Here is a 15,997-nt window from a genome sequence, read left to right as displayed (position 1 = left end):
TGTCAGGCTTGCAGAGTGTGGCCTTGAGGTAGTTTTAATTGAGAAATTACGTGACCAGGGTTTTCGGCTGTAAATACAAAATTACCCGCTACTAATACATTCGCACCGGCATTAATTAATGCAGAGGAGTTACCCAAATTTACGCCGCCATCTATTTCTATGTAAAGATTATCGTTTCTACCTGCAGCCATTGCTTTTAGTGCCCGCACTTTACGATAGGTGTTCGGAATAAACTTCTGTGCTCCGAACCCCGGATTTACCGACATGATCAGCACCAGATCAAGGTCTTCGATGATATCATCCAAAACATTAACCGGTGTGTGAGGGTTAAGAGCAACTCCCGCAATACATCCTAAATTTTTTATTGCCTGAATGGTGCGGTGCAGATGAGTACAAGCTTCGTAGTGAACGGTGATAGAGGCAGCTCCGGCATTTTTAAACTGTTCAAGATAACGATCGGGGTCGACGATCATCAAATGAACGTCTAATGGCTTTTGGGCGATTTTTGCGATGGCATCAAGCACCGGAAAACCAAAAGATATATTAGGAACAAATACTCCATCCATAATATCGATGTGAAACCAATCGGCCTCACTCGAGTTTACCATGTCTATATCACGATTTAAATTGCCGAAATCTGCAGCCAATACAGATGGAGCTATAAGGTGGTTCATGCATCAAATATACTTGATTTGACAAATTAAATTTGCCAGTTTTATCAATTAAAATGATTCGTTGTGCCAATAATCCGCCATTCTAGGCAAGCGCCTTTTCTATCAGCCCCTTCCCTCTTTCAGAGTATGTTAAGGTAAGGGCAGCATTATGGCCTGGTTCAGTCATTTTCCCCCAGGTTTTTTGCAATATGCGGACAACCTTTGCATCGTCGTGCTTTTCAATAAAGTCGTCGTACTCAAACTGCAGGAAAACAAGACAAAGTGCGTTTTCCATAGTTTGAACTTCGGGATCAGTTTTTAACTGTTGTTTAAGAACTATGCGGCGGACATCTTCAATCAAATCATCAGAGTATCCGGCTTTATGCAGTAACTGAGCAGCTATATCGGCATGATACTTAGCAAGATTGCTTCGCCAGTTTAAGTACCCCGCTTTTCCTTCGGGATATGATTCTCTTGGAATTTCCCAGCGACCAATATGCTCACATCTTGAAGCAAGCAATAAGGCTTCACTTGCGTTGGGATCTAATTTAGTTACCCATTGATAAACATTTAGTGCAAAAAAAAGCTCTTGTGGATATACTGCGCCGTTCCAGGTATAGCGTTTAGGATCGCGGCTGTTATAATCGTCAAAAAGCTCCAGGGCTGTTTCGAATTTGTTTGTGTCCATAATAGAATTGAGATGGGTATAAAGCAAAAAAGCACACTTAAACTCAATGAGTTAAAAGCGTGCTTCATGTATCCTTGTCGCGTGCTAATAAAGTTTCAACACGCTATTGGTGCTTCCAAATTCATTTGGCACCTGTACGTCTGCTTCCTCTTCGTTCATCCAGTCAGTTTCGTTTACGCGATATTTAAATTCGTGTTTAGAGTCTTTAGGTAAAGCGATTTCGGCAGAGAATGAACCATCCTTCTTTTTCGATAGCAGGACTGGAGTTTCCCAATCATCATTCAAACCAAGTAACTCAACTGTCTTCGCGCCTTCAGCTTTTACAGTAAATTTTACTTTATATGCACCTTTCGATTTAACAAACGTTTTTTGAAGCATTTCTATAGGATTTTTTTATTTTTTTATACAAATCACGCAATTATTCTGCGTATTTCATAATAATTATTTGATTTTTTTGAGTTTTCTGCAAAACAATTATCAGAGAAAAATGTTTCGATGACCAATAAAAAAGCCCCTTGCGGGGCTTTGAAATCTATGCTGTCGGCGCAGAGCCTTCAGGTTGCTTCTCTTCTTTAGGCGGACGAGGGATAAGTGCCTTCCTCGATAACTTGAGTTTACCTTGTTTGTCAACTTCAAGCAATTTCACTCTCACTTCATCTCCAACGTTAAATATTCCATCCATGGATTCATAACGCTTCCAGTCGATCTCAGAAATATGCAGCAAACCGTCTTTACCTGGCATAATTTCAACAAATGCACCGAATGGCATGATGGATTTCACTTTTCCTTCGTAGATTTCTCCGGGCTCTGGTTTAGCAACAATATTTTTGATACGCTTTACCGCTGCATCGATGGCATCTTTACCAGGAGCAAAAATGCTGATAACACCCTGATTGTCTTTTTCTTCGATAGTTATGGTAGCGCCTGTTTCGCGTTGCATTTCCTGGATAACTTTTCCACCTGGCCCGATAACCGCGCCAATGAATTCTTTATCAATTCTAAGCATCTCTAAACGAGGAGCATGTGGTTTTAACTCTGCACGAGGCTCGGCGATGGTTTTCTTCATTTCGTTTAGAATATGAAGGCGACCTTCTTTAGCCTGATGTAAAGCATCTCTTAACACTTCCCACTTCAAACCATTGATTTTCAAGTCCATCTGACATGCTACAATGCCTTTTTCAGTTCCTGTAACTTTGAAATCCATATCTCCTAAATGATCCTCATCACCCAAGATATCAGACAACACTGCGTATTTACCTGTTTTCTCATCAGTGATTAGTCCCATCGCAATACCTGATACTGGTGCTTTCAATTTAACACCTGCATCCATAAGTGCCAATGTACCGGCACAAACAGTTGCCATAGAAGACGAACCATTAGATTCTAAGATATCAGATACAATACGAACTGTGTAAGGATTTTCGTCATCACCAGGCATTACTTTTTTCAACGAACGCAATGCAAGGTTACCGTGACCGATTTCACGGCGGCCGGCTCCTCTGTTAGGACGAACCTCACCGGTTGAGAAACCAGGGAAATTATAATGTAAGATGAATTTTTGATAACCATTAAAGAAAGCTCCGTCGATCATCTGCTCATCAAGTTTGGTACCTAATGTAACCGTCGTAAGGGCCTGTGTTTCACCACGGGTAAAAACTGCGGAACCATGGGCTGCTGGCAAATAGCCAATTTCGCTCCAGATTGGGCGCACCGTGCGTGCATCACGACCATCTAAACGAATCCCTTCATCAAGGATCAAGTTGCGGATAGCATCATATTCCACATCGTGGAAATATTTCTTAGCTAACCCCTTTGTAATATCATCGATATCTTCTCCTAATGAAACGATAAATGTATCGCGGATCAACTTAAAGCTGTCAGAACGATCATGTTTAGATGAACCTGATTTGGCTACATCGTAAACCTGCTGATATGTAGCTGCAAAAACCTGCTCTCTTAATGCCGGATTGCTATGCTCGTGAGAATATGTGCGCTTAACTGTTTTACCAGCTTCCGCCATTAATTCTTTTTGAACAGCTACCTGGATTTTGATCGCTTTATGAGCGAATTCGATCGCTTCGATCATTTCTTCTTCATCGATCTCGCTGCACTCACCCTCTACCATGCCGATATCATTTTCTGAACCGGCTACTATAAATTCTAAAGTTGCACGCTCTAAATCGCTTAAATAAGGATTGATTACAAGTTTTCCGTCAATTTTGGCAACACGCACTTCAGAAATAGGCCCGTTAAAGGGTATATCTGACACAGCAAGCGCTGCTGATGCAGCAAGACCAGCCAGGGCATCAGGCATAATATTTTTATCAGCTGAAATAAGTGAAATCATCACTTGAGTATCGGCATGATAATCCTCAGGGAACATCGGGCGCAATGCACGGTCCACAAGGCGTGAAATTAAAATCTCATAATCAGATAAACGTGCCTCACGACGAAGGAATCCGCCGGGAATCCGTCCGGCTGCAGCATATTTTTCCTGGTAATCAACAGATAAAGGAAGGAAATCAACCCCCTCTTTTGCCTCTTTCGACGACACAACAGTAGCCAGCAACATGGTATCACCCATTTTCACTACTACAGAACCATCGGCTTGTTTGGCAAGCTTACCGGTTTCAATTTCGATTATACGGCCATCGCCCAAATCGAAAGATTTTGTAATTAAGTTATAACTCATTTTTTTTCATTAATGATGCGCTTTTCCTCTTTAATAACGCATCGGGATATTTTATTAAAATTTATTGCGAAGTTAAAAAAAAAGCCACCCTTTAATGGATGGCTTTTGATTTTTTTAAAAAGAATTATTTTATGATATCTCTTAGCTCAAGAGCTTTGATGATAGCACGATACCTGTTAATATCTTTCTTATATAAATAAGCGAGTAAACCACGACGTTTACCTACTAATTTTTGAAGAGCTAACTGAGTAGAAAAATCTTTTCTGTTGTTTTTCAAATGCCCTGTTAAGTGAGCAATACGAGCTGTAAATAAAGCTACCTGACCTTCTGTTGAACCGGTATCAGTTGCTGATTTACCGTGTTTGGCAAAAATCTCTGCCTTGTACTCTGTACTTAAATACATTACCTGAATAATATTAAAGCGATTAAATATTTTTGTTAATTGCCTGCAAAGGTACTGATTGTATCTGATTTTACCAATATAATCGATAAATTAAAACTACCGGTTATTCTTCAGGAAATCTTTCAGGATACGCATCTCCCTGCTATCAATATTAAAGCACTCCTCTAAATAAGCTTCCATCTCCGGATTACTGAAATCATTTAGAACTGAATGGATGTCGCTCATAAATACGTAATTTTCAAAATACCGGTGGGTGGAACTGTGGTCAAAAAGTTTGATAATATTACTTAGGTTAGGATTTCGCTTAACGTCCTCGTATTCCTCTAACACCTTTTCCTTATTACCTTCGATTAAACGAAGCACATTTCCTCCTAAAACCATCACAATACCGGTTAAACCACGTGAGGTAGCCACTTTACGTTCAGCATCGACAATAGCAGCCACTTCTTCGGTCTTTAAAATTTCTGTCACCGAACTTATGAAGATAATTGCATGCAAGGGCGGGCTATTCATTGTTTGGTTAGTTTTTTGATTATAAAGCGGGAAATATATAAGTTATTTAACACAATCGCTAAATATTTTATTGATTTTAAGGCAGCTGATAACCATTATATCTTTTGTGACGGATATCCCAAACCACTTCAATTGGACGGAAGCCAGCTTTGACTTTGATTAAAGGAAGCCTCTCACCACCCGCTCCTCTTTTCGTCCAGACATCAGAGGATGGTTTATTGAGACGGATGTGCCTTAATTTCAAAGGGTGCACAAAAACTCTTGTAAATATAAATGCGAGGTAGGTTTTTAGTAATCCATTATTCTGAATAATGGATGTAAACAATATAAATTAGCGCAAAAGGAAAGTATTACTATTTTTATGAACTCTTAAATAATTTCCTTGTTAGCTTTTTTTGAAGCAAAAGTTTTGAATGGATAAACATAAAGAATACAGCAAATTCACTACCGAATTGAAGGTACGGCCGGACGATATCGACATGTTTAATCATGTCCACAACAGTAAATACCTTGACTACGTATTAGCAGCCCGTTACGAGCAAATGGAAACTTGCTATGGCATGTCTATGGAAGAATTTATAGATATGGGGTATGGATGGGTAGTTAAAACCGCCCATGTAGAATTTAAACGTCCCTTAACTTTGGGCGAAATGTTTACGGTAACCACCTGGATCATTTCGATGGATGAAAAAAGCAGCAAAGTAAAGTTCGAAATTGTAAGTTCGAAAACCGGAAAAGTATGCAGCGACGGTTGGTTTGATTATGTATTAATCGACATTCAAACCGGCCGCGGCATGAAGATAACAGAAGAAATGATCGAGAGATATTCTATCTGATCAGACAATTGCCACTTCAATTAACTCGGTATAAAAGTCTTTTATGGTTCGGCCAATGGCCCGGACCTGTTGCGGAATAATACTATTTTCAGTTTGCCCAGGGACGGTGTTCACTTCTATAAAAAAGAATTTGCCCGTTCCTTCCTCCAGGATATAGTCTATTCGCACAACCCCTCTGCAATTCAGCTTCTTATAGGCCTCCAGAACAACTCTTTCCACCCGATTCTTTTCCTCGTCGGACATTCTGCCCGGCGTAATCTCTTCGGTAACGCCAGAAGTATATTTTGCCTCAAAGTCGAAAAACTCTTTTGAAGTTACAATCTCGGTCGCCGGAAGTACTTTAACACCTTCTTTTCCATGATACACACCAATGGTAAATTCGCGGCCCTTTATAAATTCTTCAACTAATACCTGGGTATCTTCCTTAAATGCTTTTTCAAGCGCTTCGGGAAGTTCTTCGGCTGTTTTAACCTTACTCATCCCAATACTGCTTCCGCCATTATTTGGTTTGACAAATAAGGGAAGATCGAGTTGCGCCAGTATTTGAGCGGCGGTATCCTTCCCATTGGAAAATAGTTGCACAGAATGGGCAATATTCAAGTCCGCCACCCCATTTACGATAGCTTTGGTGTAACCTTTATTCATGGTAATTGCCGAAGTGGGCGCATCACAGGTGGTATACGGAATGCCGATCATATCGAAATAGCCCTGTAATTTTCCGTCTTCGCCGGGCGAGCCGTGCAATCCGATAAATATCCCGTCAAAACGAATGACTTTTCCCTGAATTTCAATCGAAAAATCGTTTTTGTTAACCTCATGCTTCACACCTCCCTCATCCTCATGAAACCAGCTTTGCGCCGAAATAATAACTTTATACACATCAAACCTGTCGCGATCAAGATTTTTATCAATCACTTCAGCACTTTTAAGGGATATCACAGATTCGCCGGTGAAACCTCCGGTTACTAAAGCTATAACTTTCTTCATGTCTAATATATTGAGGTACGATTTTTGAATTCAATGAGAGGCGAAACTAAAAATAAAATTAATGTCCTATATTACTTATTTCAATAAAAAAATTACCTTAGGGACTAAATATCTAAAACCTCAAACGCGCAATGAAAACTGTTCTTGTAATCGATGATATCGAGATATCTACTTTTATTGTTAGAAAGTTAATCAACCAAATTTCTCCGGAAACCGTGGTATACGAATGCAACGATCCCGTTAAAGGTTTGCAAATGATTACAGAAGTAAATCCTGATTTTATCTTTCTAGATCTGAATATGCCATTAATGGATGGCTGGCAGTTTTTAAACCAAATGGCGAAAAAAGACCTTGACCACAAGGTCATTATCCTTACCTCTTCCACCAGTTCAGACGATCATGGTGATTCTTTCAACTTCCCGAATGTCTACACTTTTCTGGTAAAGCCTCTAAAGCCTTCCGATATCACGACTTTACTTAATTCTATAACTTTATAAAAGCCTTAAGAAATAAAGCAAATCATGCTTTCCGGCTTTCCGGCTACCCCAACTATGCTTAAAATCGAAAATATAGTCAAGCAATATGCCGATCACAGGGCACTCGACAATGTGAGCCTGGAGGTCGAAAAAGGCTGTATTTTCGGTTTGCTTGGCCCTAACGGTGCCGGAAAGACCTCGTTAATAAGAATCATCAATCAAATAACGGCTCCAGACGAAGGAAGCGTTTATATTAACGGCGAACGTCTAAATCCTGCACATATTAACCGGATTGGGTATTTACCCGAAGAACGGGGTCTCTATAAAAAGATGGAAATAGGCGAGCAAACGCTTTATCTGGCCCAATTAAAAGGACTTAGCAAAGCAGAAGCTCTTCAACGCAGCCAATACTGGTTTGAAAAGCTGGAGATGCAAAGCTGGTGGAAAAAAAAGGTAGAAGACCTAAGCAAAGGCATGCAGCAAAAGGTTCAATTTGTTGCAACGGTAATACATGAACCAGACCTAATTATATTAGACGAGCCTTTCTCTGGCTTCGATCCCATTAACGCCGAGGTGATTAAAAATGAAATTCTGGAATTGAATAAAAAAGGCGCAACTATTATTTTCTCTACCCACAGAATGGAATCTGTTGAACAGCTTTGCGATAGTATCGCTCTGATTCATAAATCTAAAAAGGTACTCGATGGCCGTCTGAAGGATATCAGAAATTCGTATCGCAGTAATACTTACTGCATTGAGTATCTGGGTGAAGAAATAAAGCCTGAAGCCACCGAACTATACGAGGTTGTTAAGTCGCGTAACCTCGAGGATACCAAAGAGATTGTTTTAAAGCTTAGAAATGGAGTGAAGGTTAATGATGCGCTGCAGTACCTGCTTTCGGTGGCGCAAATTCAGCAGCTTACAGAAGTAATTCCAACAATTAATGAAATTTTCATTCAGCAGGTAAACGGTATCGATCATGCGTAAAACCCTACTCATCATACGACGGGAATATCTTAGCCGGGTAAAGAAAAAAAGTTTCCTGTTGATGACTATTTTGGTTCCTCTCCTATTTATGGGAATGACCGGCCTGGTTGCTTACCTCACTCACACCGGTGGCGATGCGATAACGGAGGTTGCCGTTATTGACAAAAGCGGATTTTTCTTACCCCAACTTAAGAATTCAAAAAGCCTTATTTTTTTACCAACAGCGGAAGAGTTTAGCGACGCTAAACTACGGGCCAGAGAAGACGGCAGTTTTGTATTGTTTATCCCGAAAGATATTGGGGATCAATCGCAGGTGCAACTTGTTTCGGAAAAGAAGGCCCCAATGTTTATCACCAACGAAATAGAAAATCAAATCAATAATATCCTGCGAACCAAGCATTTGCAGGAAGCCGGAATTGATATTGCAACCCTCGAACGGATTAAGCCTAACGTAAGCATAGAATATAAGGAACTTACCGATGAAGGCGAGAAAAAAACCGACACAAAAGCCGCTTACGCTATCAGCTTTGCGGCTGCAATACTTATCTACATTTGCCTCTTTATTTATGGTGCCCAGGTAATGAGAGGTGTGATAGAGGAAAAAACAAGCCGTATCGTCGAAGTAATTATATCGTCGGTAAAGCCGTTTCAGTTGATGCTGGGAAAAATTATTGGGATCGGAATGGTTGGCCTGACTCAATTTCTGCTTTGGGTTACTTTATCTTACCTGGCCACAAAGATCACCGACGTTCAGGCTCTCCCCATGTTAAGTGCCTTACAAACTATTCCTGTAGGATATATACTGGTTACTTTCTTAGCGTATTTTTTAGGAGGGTATCTGTTATACAGCGCCCTATTTGCTGCGGTGGGTTCGGCGGTTGACAACGAAACTGAAACGCAGCAGTTTATGTTTCCAATTACACTGCCGCTGCTATTTACATACATTATGGCATTCAGCTTTATCGTAAACAATCCCAACAGCACATTGTCGTTTTGGCTAAGCATGATTCCCTTTACCTCTCCCATCGCCATGATGGTTAGAATTCCGTTTGGTGTACCAGACTGGCAGTTATATTTATCCATAACCTTTCTAATTGCGGGCTTTATCTTTACTACGTGGGTTGCAGCCAGGATTTACCGAGTTGGCATTCTGATGTATGGTAAAAAGTCAAGCTACCGGGAATTGCTTAAGTGGTTTTTATATAAAGAGTAATAACCATGTCCAAACGTATCGCGGCGCTCGACCTTGGAACAAATACTTTTCACTTATTGATAGCGGATATTTTCGAGGGTGTAATCACGCGAATTATTTATTCAGACCAAAAACATGTGAAGCTGGGTGAGGGAGGTATAAGTACGGGAACCATCACCGAAGCGAGTTTCAGCAGAGGTATCGAGGCTTTATCTGATTTCCATCAGGCAATTATCGAACATAAAGTAGAATTCATTAGGGCGGTAGGAACAGCGGCATTGCGAAGCGCCGCCAACGGCCAGATGTTTATTGATCAGGTAAAGGCAAATACGGGAATTGCAGTTGAGATAATAGATGGTGATCGCGAAGCCAGCTTAATCTATTTAGGCGTTAAGCAGGCCATTAGATTGCAGGAGAATTCTCTTATAATGGATATTGGCGGCGGAAGTGTGGAGTTTATCTTCGCGAATGCAAATGGAATCCTTTGGAAAAAGAGCTATCCCATTGGTGCGGCAAAATTAATGGCGCTGTTTCATCATATCGATCCAATACCTGATGCAGAGATAAAAAATATAAAAAATCATCTTCAAGACGTCTTGACTGACTTGAAAGCAACATCGCGTGATCTTAAGCTCCAAAGACTTATCGGTTCGGCCGGAGCGTTTGAAACCTTCGCTGCACTTTGCCAAATTAAAACGCTGGGAGCGTCGTTGCCTGTCGGTAAACATTTTTGTTTCGATTTAGGGGTGCTAAACGAGGTATTGGAAGATATCTTAAAATCTACCCACCATCAACGTGCGGCAAATCCTGCAATTCTATCGGTAAGAACCGATATGATCGTGGTGGCGTCTATTCTTACTCAATGTGTTATAAACGAGTTGAAATTTAGGTCGGTAGAGTTAAGTAGTTTTTCTCTGAAAGAAGGACTTTTGGCGGAGCAATTGCAGCCTCGATATTAAGCGATTAAATACTTTACTTCTTGCTGAACTTTTGCAGTTCTTCATACACTCGGTGAGTAGGCAGGCCAACCACATTGGTGTATGAACCTACTATTTTTTCGATACCCACCAGCCCTGGCCATTCCTGAATACCATACGAACCGGCTTTGTCGAAAGGTTTGCAGGTTTTTATATAGTGTCTTATTTGTTCTGGTAAAAGCACTTTAAAGTGAACTTCCGAAACTTCATAAAAAGAATGTAATTGATGATTCTGAAGAAATGCAACACCTGTAATTACCTCGTGCCGTTTGCCTGAGAGTAAGCTAAGCATTTCAAAAGCATGCTCTTCGTCTTCAGGCTTTCCAAGAATCAGGTTATTAACACAAACTATAGTATCTGCAGTAAGTACCAGTTCATCTTCGGCTAAAGTTTCGTCGAATGCAAGAGCTTTCTTTTCTGCAATGTGAACGGCGATTTCTGACGGCTTTAACCCTTCAGGATAGCTTTCATCCACATCCTTCAACACGATGCGGAAATCGAGGTTCATCAACCGGAGAAGTTCCTGACGGCGAGGCGATTTTGAGGCTAATATAATCTTTGGAAACTTATCCATGAGTTAAGCAGATGGGATACTGTCTTCTTGAGCAGTCGGATTATTGTCGTACCAGTTATCCTGAACCTTTAATACTTTTTCGATGATATCCCTCACGCAGCCTTCGCCACCGTTTTTCGCAGAAATGTAGTCGCTTATTTCTTTTACCTCTTCTACTGCGTCAGCCGGACAGGTACTCGCCCCTGCAACTTTCATCACCGGCAGATCGGGAATATCATCTCCCATATAAATCACCTGTTCATCACTCAATTTATGCTCGGCAAGAAATTTGTGATACACCGCCAGCTTTTGGGTAATTCCGAGATGCACATCCGTAATTCCCAGGCCTTTCAGCCGTAAAATAACGCTCTCAGATTTCCCTCCCGAGATCACACAAATAAAGTATCCTTTCTTTACCGCTAACTGCATAGCGTAACCATCGCGCACATTGAAACGGCGTAATTGCTCGCCAGATTCTGTGACGTGAATGGTGGCATCGGTTAGAACGCCGTCAATATCCAGAACAAAGGCCTTTATCTGTTTTAACTTATTAAGAAACATGATTAGATGTGCAGATGGATTGATGTACGGATACGCAGATTCATGTAAAGCGCGTTAAAAAGTGCAGATGGATTTTCGCACTTACCCATTTCATACCTGAACATAGATATAACGGTTTTGCGATATCTACCCATTGCATATCTACACATCTATTATTGATTATCCCGCCATTCGTAAACCCAGGCAGATTGAATTTGCTCCAAATGTCCTTCGTTACATTCTTCGCGGGTGCCTGCAAAATTTGGAAGCGATAACACCCATTCCATCAAATCTGTAAACCGGATGCGATAGATCTTCGATTCGTTAAAATCATCGCCGAACTTTTCGTAAAGCCCCATAGCGATATCTTCATGATCCTTCCAATAAACGGGTAAGGCAAACTTATGCTGATTCATGTGAGAATATTAGTGTCCTAAGAACTGGTTTTGGTCTGGTAAAGTAACTTCTATATCGCCATCAATTACCACACATTGACAACCGAGGCGGGAATTAATACGAGGGTTGACAGCGCGGTCGATGAAATCTTCTTCCTTATCTGATATTTCCTGAAGATTGTCCATTCCTTTGTTTACGTACACCTGGCAGGTACTGCAACCGCAAACACCACCACAATTATGCTGAAGTTCAATTCCGTTGTCAAGGCATACGTCAAGTACCGACTCGCCCTCTGCTATAGGAAGTTCGACAGACTCTAATCCCTGCTCTTCGAAATTTATTTTTAATTTATACAGATTCATTGCGGCAAAATTAATAAAAATGAGCAGGCCCAGTGTGTTTTAATCGAAATTGATAATGCTTTGACTTAACCTCTCATATAAATCCCGTAAGGCTGGATTGTTTTCCAGGAATTCAAGATGTTTTCTAAGCGTGATCTGGTCATTTCTTATAGCAGGGCCCGTCTGAACCGAACGAGCTGAGTGTGTCTGAATTTTCTTTGCCGTTTCCATAATTAACGGTCGTATCATTTCGAACTCCAGACCATCGCTCTGTAATATCTTATCGGCGATGGCATATAAATGATTGCTGAAATTACAGGCAAATACAGCTGCAAGGTGTAAGGTCTTCCGCTGTTGACTACTTATTTCGCTTACTTTTGTAGAAATAGTTCCAGCAAGTTCCAACAATTTCCCGCTAACCTCGGGATTAATGCCTTCTACAGCAATTGGAATATTTGAAAAATCAACAGGACTTTGCTTTGAGAATGTTTGTACAGGATAAAAAACACCTGATAAGCCGGGGATATTTAATTCTGATGTTCCTGCAGTATGGATCAGAATTTTATCCCGAAAAGGAAATTTAGCTGACACCTCCCTGATACTATCGTCGCTTACCGAGATAATATAAATCTCGGCGTTGGGCGATAAAAGGGACATCTCTCCGCAATACCGTGTTGAAAGCTCAATTGCTAGTGTCTTTGCATTTGCGGGAGTTCTGCTCCAAATCTCCACAATTTCGTGCCCTGCCTGTTTAAAAGCTTTGCCTAGATGTGTTGCCACATTACCGCTTCCAAGCAAGGTTATCCTCATCTATCTGGTCGGTCTTGATTCTTTTTGCCTGCGGAAAATCGAAAGAAGGAAGCCTATAACCATAATAATGGTTCCGCCCCATAAGAGGTTGATATACGGGAATTTGATAGCTTTCAACACAATCCATTTCTTTGGAGCTGCGGGTTTTTGATAAACCATTAACTCTAATTTATCTCTATCAGGATAGATATTAGAGAAACGCAGTTTGAGCCCTGCTTCTTCAATAGTTTTGGCGAAATCAAATTTGTTACCGTTTTTGATCAGATACAGTGGTTGCACTGTAAATGTTTTGCCGCCTGTAACGACATCCAGTTCCATACCTACCGCAATATCATTTGGAGCCAATGGAATTTTTTCAATACTCGCATCTCTGTTTACAGATTTTACCACAATAAATCCTTTCGAATAATTTATGGTGTCGCCAGGAGAAACCTCCTTGGTTAGCGGAGTATCGTATTCTTCATCTTCGCTGTGTCCTTCGTGCGGCTCATGTTTGTCTTCCTTTATTTGCGGAGCAGCAGTAGCGTGCGTGTATATATCGTAAGTGAGATAATGGCGTGTGTCTGGCGAGGCCACCAATCCCATTTTCGGGTTTTGCTGTGCATTCGGGTAAAGATCAAATTCCTCAACTACCTTTCCTGTTTTTTTATCGATATTTTTATAGTTTACCCGATAATATACGTTCGGACCATCAATTGAATCGCCAAGGTAAGTAATCGTATAATTGTCCATTTCCATCGGTTCTCCCTCATAAAGCATGAGGTTATCCTTTGGCTTTTCCACTTTATCAAAGCCTTCCACTGCGATCGTACCAGAGGTATTCACTGAAACTACTTCACTGGTGGCGGCAGAAACCAACGCACCAATCAGCAATAATGCAAAACCAATATGCGCGACCGATGAGCCAGCCAGTTTCCACTTCCCTTTCAATGCATCGTACAGCACGTCGAGGTTGCTGACAACCGAGAAGATCCCTGCAAAGGTTAATACGATATACATCAGGTTAGTATACACTTTAGCGATATATACAAATCCGGCAGCGGCGATAAGGGCGATCAGTAACGCAATTCTGATTTTCCTCCAGAACTTAGCCGGGTCGGTATGTTTATATTTTAAAAACTGGGTGAAACCCGAAATAATGGCCACTACTACAGCAAAGGGAACCTGCCACTTATTATAATGCTGAATCTCGTCGGCTGGCGGAGCTATCTTTGTACCAAAAGCGGCGTTAAATACCGGAATGGAGGTTGTGGCTAATACCTGCACACATGAAAGACCCAGAACTAAGGCTCCTATAAACAACCAAAACTCGCGCGAGTAGGTTTCTTCGTCTTTTTCTGTGATGGGCATCTGCTTCCATCGCGTCCACATTAAGGCGATGGCTAATATGGCAAATGCTGCGATATAGAGAAGCAAATGTCCAAACATCCCCAAGTCGGTAAACGAATGGACGGAGGTCTCACCCAAAATTCCGCTTCGGGTTAAAAATGATGCGTATAAAACCAGTATAAAACTTATAAGCGTTAAAAACGTAGCTGTAAAATACGAATGCCCGGTGCTTTTATACGCAAGGATTACGTGAACAGCGGCGATCAGCATCAGCCATGGAATAATTGATGCATTTTCAACGGGATCCCAGGCCCAGAACCCGCCGAAGTTCAACGCTTCGTAAGCCCAGAAAGAACCCATAATAATTCCCGCTCCTAAAATCATCACCGCAAAAAGCGCCCACGGTAATGCGGCTGTCGGCCATTCTTTAAAGCGCTTCTCCCAGAGCCCGCCAATAGCATAGGCAAATGGAACAATCATTGACGCAAATCCGAGGAACAATGTGGGCGGATGTATAACCATCCAGTAGTTTTGCAGAAGCGGATTTAATCCATTTCCGTCACCTATCAATGTCAGGTAATCCGGTCTTGAGAATATAGGGCCTTCTACAGCTTCACGAAGAAGGATAAAAGGCGAACTACCGATTCGTGTCCCAAGAATTTCGACGCCAAGGAGCATAGAAGCAAGGAAAGTTTGCGATAACATCACGGTTGTCATGACCGAGTTTTCCCAGCTTTTTGCCTTCCACATTAAAATATTGGCTAATGCCGACTGCCAGAACATCCATAACCAGAAACTTCCCTCCTGCCCTTCCCAAAAACTGGAAATAATATAGTAAACCGGCAGGGACCTCGACGAGTGCGAGTAAGCGTAGTGGTATTCGAAATAGTGATTATAAATAATATAGAAAAGGCAGGAGCCTATACCGATCACAGAAATGGTATTCAGACCACTTGACAGACGTGCAATTCGTTTCCATGAATCGTCAAGGGTATCTTTTACTGTGGCAAAGTAGTATGATAGTGTGGCTAAAAGGGCTGTACCGAAAGATAAAACGATAAAAAACTGACCTAGCTGGCCAGGAAGCAGGTGCTCACCTGCAAACTGTGTATCCATTTATGACGATTAATTTAAGAAGCAGTACTTACTTCCTGAACTTCAATTTGATCCTTATTGTACTTGGAAGGACATTTCATTAGAATTTTGGAAGCGTGAAACTCGCCATCAACCATTTTACCTGTTAATACGATCTGCTCCGAGCGTTCAAAGTCCTGCGGCTTGGTACCGTTAAATACAACTTTGCAAGCTTTACCGTTATTGTCCTTCATATAAAAGGCAAAATAATTAGCATCTTTTTCAGGATTATAGATAAGTTCCTGATTTTTATCTAATTGCCCAACCACATGCAATTCTGAGGATGATTCCTGAGCATCAGTAAAGGTGCCATAGGTGCTTGAATCGGCATAAGTGCTGATAATTGTACCTATAGCGATTGCAATGATAATAATCCCAATAATAGAGCTTCTTTTCATGAATTTTCCAAAACTTATTTCTCCAACGAAATTGGTTCCGCAAAATTACAAAACGTTACTCATTACTAAGACGAATATCAACAGGGAAGTTT

Annotated in this window: 20 protein-coding genes; 5 read left to right on the top strand and 15 right to left on the bottom strand. The window is 41.1% G+C overall.

The genetic code is table 11. From position 1 onward, the window contains the following. Positions 1 to 2: 2 nt before the first annotated feature. The 7 genes from rpe to J3P43_RS17605 all read right to left on the bottom strand — a co-directional run bounded on the left by rpe (position 3) and on the right by J3P43_RS17605 (position 5,274). Positions 3 to 674 carry a ribulose-phosphate 3-epimerase gene (gene rpe, locus J3P43_RS17635; protein ID WP_255904900.1) on the bottom strand — a complete coding sequence of 224 codons (672 nt, stop codon included), beginning with the start codon at positions 672 to 674 and terminating at the stop codon, positions 3 to 5. A gap of 82 nt (positions 675 to 756) precedes the next feature. Then, complete coding sequence (locus tag J3P43_RS17630; RefSeq protein ID WP_255904898.1) at positions 757 to 1,341, bottom strand: DUF4202 domain-containing protein; 585 nt, start codon at positions 1,339 to 1,341, stop codon at positions 757 to 759. 84 nt (positions 1,342 to 1,425) lie between these two features. Continuing rightward, positions 1,426 to 1,719, bottom strand: a complete 294-nt coding sequence (locus tag J3P43_RS17625) for an isoamylase early set domain-containing protein (RefSeq protein WP_255904896.1) — start codon at positions 1,717 to 1,719, stop codon at positions 1,426 to 1,428. A 154-nt stretch (positions 1,720 to 1,873) separates the two neighbouring features. Continuing rightward, positions 1,874 to 4,033, bottom strand: a complete 2,160-nt coding sequence (gene pnp, locus J3P43_RS17620) for a polyribonucleotide nucleotidyltransferase (protein ID WP_255904894.1) — start codon at positions 4,031 to 4,033, stop codon at positions 1,874 to 1,876. A 124-nt stretch (positions 4,034 to 4,157) separates the two neighbouring features. Continuing rightward, positions 4,158 to 4,436 (bottom strand): 30S ribosomal protein S15, encoded by a 279-nt coding sequence (gene rpsO, locus J3P43_RS17615; RefSeq protein ID WP_255904892.1) that lies wholly within the window; start codon positions 4,434 to 4,436, stop codon positions 4,158 to 4,160. A gap of 96 nt (positions 4,437 to 4,532) precedes the next feature. Then, positions 4,533 to 4,949 carry a BLUF domain-containing protein gene (locus J3P43_RS17610; protein WP_255904890.1) on the bottom strand — a complete coding sequence of 139 codons (417 nt, stop codon included), beginning with the start codon at positions 4,947 to 4,949 and terminating at the stop codon, positions 4,533 to 4,535. 76 nt (positions 4,950 to 5,025) lie between these two features. Continuing rightward, positions 5,026 to 5,274, bottom strand: a complete 249-nt coding sequence (locus J3P43_RS17605; RefSeq protein ID WP_255904888.1) for a hypothetical protein — start codon at positions 5,272 to 5,274, stop codon at positions 5,026 to 5,028. Between the two features lie 88 nt (positions 5,275 to 5,362). On the opposite strand from J3P43_RS17605, the gene J3P43_RS17600 reads away from it, so the two are divergent. After that, on the top strand, positions 5,363 to 5,785 hold the full coding sequence (locus tag J3P43_RS17600; RefSeq protein WP_255904886.1) for an acyl-CoA thioesterase: 423 nt from the start codon (positions 5,363 to 5,365) through the stop codon (positions 5,783 to 5,785). On the opposite strand, the gene J3P43_RS17595 is transcribed toward J3P43_RS17600, so the two are convergent. Further along, positions 5,786 to 6,772 carry a D-alanine--D-alanine ligase gene (locus tag J3P43_RS17595; RefSeq protein WP_255904884.1) on the bottom strand — a complete coding sequence of 329 codons (987 nt, stop codon included), beginning with the start codon at positions 6,770 to 6,772 and terminating at the stop codon, positions 5,786 to 5,788. It lies immediately after the preceding gene. Positions 6,773 to 6,903: 131 nt separating this feature from the next. Between J3P43_RS17595 and J3P43_RS17590 the strand changes: the two genes are divergently transcribed. From J3P43_RS17590 to J3P43_RS17575, 4 genes are read left to right on the top strand one after another with little or no spacing between them, the layout of a single operon-like run. Beyond that, a complete protein-coding gene (locus J3P43_RS17590) occupies positions 6,904 to 7,269 on the top strand; it encodes a response regulator (protein ID WP_255904882.1) in 366 nt (121 codons plus the stop codon). A 54-nt stretch (positions 7,270 to 7,323) separates the two neighbouring features. Further along, positions 7,324 to 8,235, top strand: coding sequence for an ABC transporter ATP-binding protein (locus J3P43_RS17585; protein ID WP_255904879.1), 912 nt, complete (start codon positions 7,324 to 7,326; stop codon positions 8,233 to 8,235). Further along, positions 8,228 to 9,448, top strand: coding sequence for an ABC transporter permease (locus J3P43_RS17580; RefSeq protein ID WP_255904877.1), 1,221 nt, complete (start codon positions 8,228 to 8,230; stop codon positions 9,446 to 9,448). The genes J3P43_RS17585 and J3P43_RS17580 overlap by 8 nt, the downstream gene beginning before the upstream one ends. 5 nt (positions 9,449 to 9,453) lie before the next feature. Continuing rightward, complete coding sequence (locus tag J3P43_RS17575) at positions 9,454 to 10,386, top strand: Ppx/GppA phosphatase family protein (protein WP_255904875.1); 933 nt, start codon at positions 9,454 to 9,456, stop codon at positions 10,384 to 10,386. 13 nt (positions 10,387 to 10,399) lie between these two features. On the opposite strand, the gene J3P43_RS17570 is transcribed toward J3P43_RS17575, so the two are convergent. The 7 genes from J3P43_RS17570 to J3P43_RS17540 form a co-directional block, all read right to left on the bottom strand. After that, positions 10,400 to 10,978 (bottom strand): Maf family nucleotide pyrophosphatase, encoded by a 579-nt coding sequence (locus J3P43_RS17570; RefSeq protein ID WP_255904872.1) that lies wholly within the window; start codon positions 10,976 to 10,978, stop codon positions 10,400 to 10,402. A gap of 3 nt (positions 10,979 to 10,981) precedes the next feature. Beyond that, entirely contained in the window at positions 10,982 to 11,518 is a 537-nt protein-coding gene (locus J3P43_RS17565) for a KdsC family phosphatase (RefSeq protein ID WP_255904870.1), read from the bottom strand. Positions 11,519 to 11,670: 152 nt separating this feature from the next. After that, entirely contained in the window at positions 11,671 to 11,913 is a 243-nt protein-coding gene (gene iscX / locus J3P43_RS17560) for a Fe-S cluster assembly protein IscX (RefSeq protein ID WP_255904868.1), read from the bottom strand. Between the two features lie 9 nt (positions 11,914 to 11,922). Then, a complete protein-coding gene (locus J3P43_RS17555; protein ID WP_255904866.1) occupies positions 11,923 to 12,255 on the bottom strand; it encodes a 2Fe-2S iron-sulfur cluster-binding protein in 333 nt (110 codons plus the stop codon). Between the two features lie 39 nt (positions 12,256 to 12,294). Then, entirely contained in the window at positions 12,295 to 13,044 is a 750-nt protein-coding gene (locus tag J3P43_RS17550; protein WP_255904864.1) for a Rossmann-like and DUF2520 domain-containing protein, read from the bottom strand. Then, on the bottom strand, positions 13,045 to 15,489 hold the full coding sequence (locus J3P43_RS17545) for a heme lyase CcmF/NrfE family subunit (protein ID WP_255904862.1): 2,445 nt from the start codon (positions 15,487 to 15,489) through the stop codon (positions 13,045 to 13,047). Positions 15,490 to 15,503: 14 nt separating this feature from the next. Continuing rightward, entirely contained in the window at positions 15,504 to 15,905 is a 402-nt protein-coding gene (locus tag J3P43_RS17540; RefSeq protein ID WP_255904860.1) for a cytochrome c maturation protein CcmE domain-containing protein, read from the bottom strand. Between the last annotated feature and the right edge of the window lie 92 nt (positions 15,906 to 15,997).

Origin of the sequence: Paradesertivirga mongoliensis (genome assembly GCF_024436395.1) — a bacterium.
In the GTDB taxonomy this organism is placed as follows: domain Bacteria; phylum Bacteroidota; class Bacteroidia; order Sphingobacteriales; family Sphingobacteriaceae; genus Paradesertivirga; species Paradesertivirga mongoliensis.
This window is presented reverse-complemented; position numbering and strand designations above follow the sequence as displayed.

What these genes read in the sequence shown, in the direction of transcription:
- rpsO (WP_255904892.1), bottom strand. Translation starts at nt 4,436, where the DNA reads ATGTATTTAAGTACAGAGTACAAGGCAGAGATTTTTGCCAAACACGGT.
- J3P43_RS17545 (WP_255904862.1), bottom strand. Translation starts at nt 15,489, where the DNA reads ATGGATACACAGTTTGCAGGTGAGCACCTGCTTCCTGGCCAGCTAGGT.
- J3P43_RS17625 (WP_255904896.1), bottom strand. Translation starts at nt 1,719, where the DNA reads ATGCTTCAAAAAACGTTTGTTAAATCGAAAGGTGCATATAAAGTAAAA.
- rpe (WP_255904900.1), bottom strand. Translation starts at nt 674, where the DNA reads ATGAACCACCTTATAGCTCCATCTGTATTGGCTGCAGATTTCGGCAAT.
- J3P43_RS17565 (WP_255904870.1), bottom strand. Translation starts at nt 11,518, where the DNA reads ATGTTTCTTAATAAGTTAAAACAGATAAAGGCCTTTGTTCTGGATATT.
- J3P43_RS17575 (WP_255904875.1), top strand. Translation starts at nt 9,454, where the DNA reads ATGTCCAAACGTATCGCGGCGCTCGACCTTGGAACAAATACTTTTCAC.
- iscX (WP_255904868.1), bottom strand. Translation starts at nt 11,913, where the DNA reads ATGAATCAGCATAAGTTTGCCTTACCCGTTTATTGGAAGGATCATGAA.
- J3P43_RS17550 (WP_255904864.1), bottom strand. Translation starts at nt 13,044, where the DNA reads ATGAGGATAACCTTGCTTGGAAGCGGTAATGTGGCAACACATCTAGGC.
- J3P43_RS17600 (WP_255904886.1), top strand. Translation starts at nt 5,363, where the DNA reads ATGGATAAACATAAAGAATACAGCAAATTCACTACCGAATTGAAGGTA.
- J3P43_RS17590 (WP_255904882.1), top strand. Translation starts at nt 6,904, where the DNA reads ATGAAAACTGTTCTTGTAATCGATGATATCGAGATATCTACTTTTATT.
- J3P43_RS17595 (WP_255904884.1), bottom strand. Translation starts at nt 6,772, where the DNA reads ATGAAGAAAGTTATAGCTTTAGTAACCGGAGGTTTCACCGGCGAATCT.
- J3P43_RS17570 (WP_255904872.1), bottom strand. Translation starts at nt 10,978, where the DNA reads ATGGATAAGTTTCCAAAGATTATATTAGCCTCAAAATCGCCTCGCCGT.
- J3P43_RS17610 (WP_255904890.1), bottom strand. Translation starts at nt 4,949, where the DNA reads ATGAATAGCCCGCCCTTGCATGCAATTATCTTCATAAGTTCGGTGACA.
- J3P43_RS17540 (WP_255904860.1), bottom strand. Translation starts at nt 15,905, where the DNA reads ATGAAAAGAAGCTCTATTATTGGGATTATTATCATTGCAATCGCTATA.
- J3P43_RS17585 (WP_255904879.1), top strand. Translation starts at nt 7,324, where the DNA reads ATGCTTAAAATCGAAAATATAGTCAAGCAATATGCCGATCACAGGGCA.
- J3P43_RS17630 (WP_255904898.1), bottom strand. Translation starts at nt 1,341, where the DNA reads ATGGACACAAACAAATTCGAAACAGCCCTGGAGCTTTTTGACGATTAT.
- pnp (WP_255904894.1), bottom strand. Translation starts at nt 4,033, where the DNA reads ATGAGTTATAACTTAATTACAAAATCTTTCGATTTGGGCGATGGCCGT.
- J3P43_RS17555 (WP_255904866.1), bottom strand. Translation starts at nt 12,255, where the DNA reads ATGAATCTGTATAAATTAAAAATAAATTTCGAAGAGCAGGGATTAGAG.
- J3P43_RS17580 (WP_255904877.1), top strand. Translation starts at nt 8,228, where the DNA reads ATGCGTAAAACCCTACTCATCATACGACGGGAATATCTTAGCCGGGTA.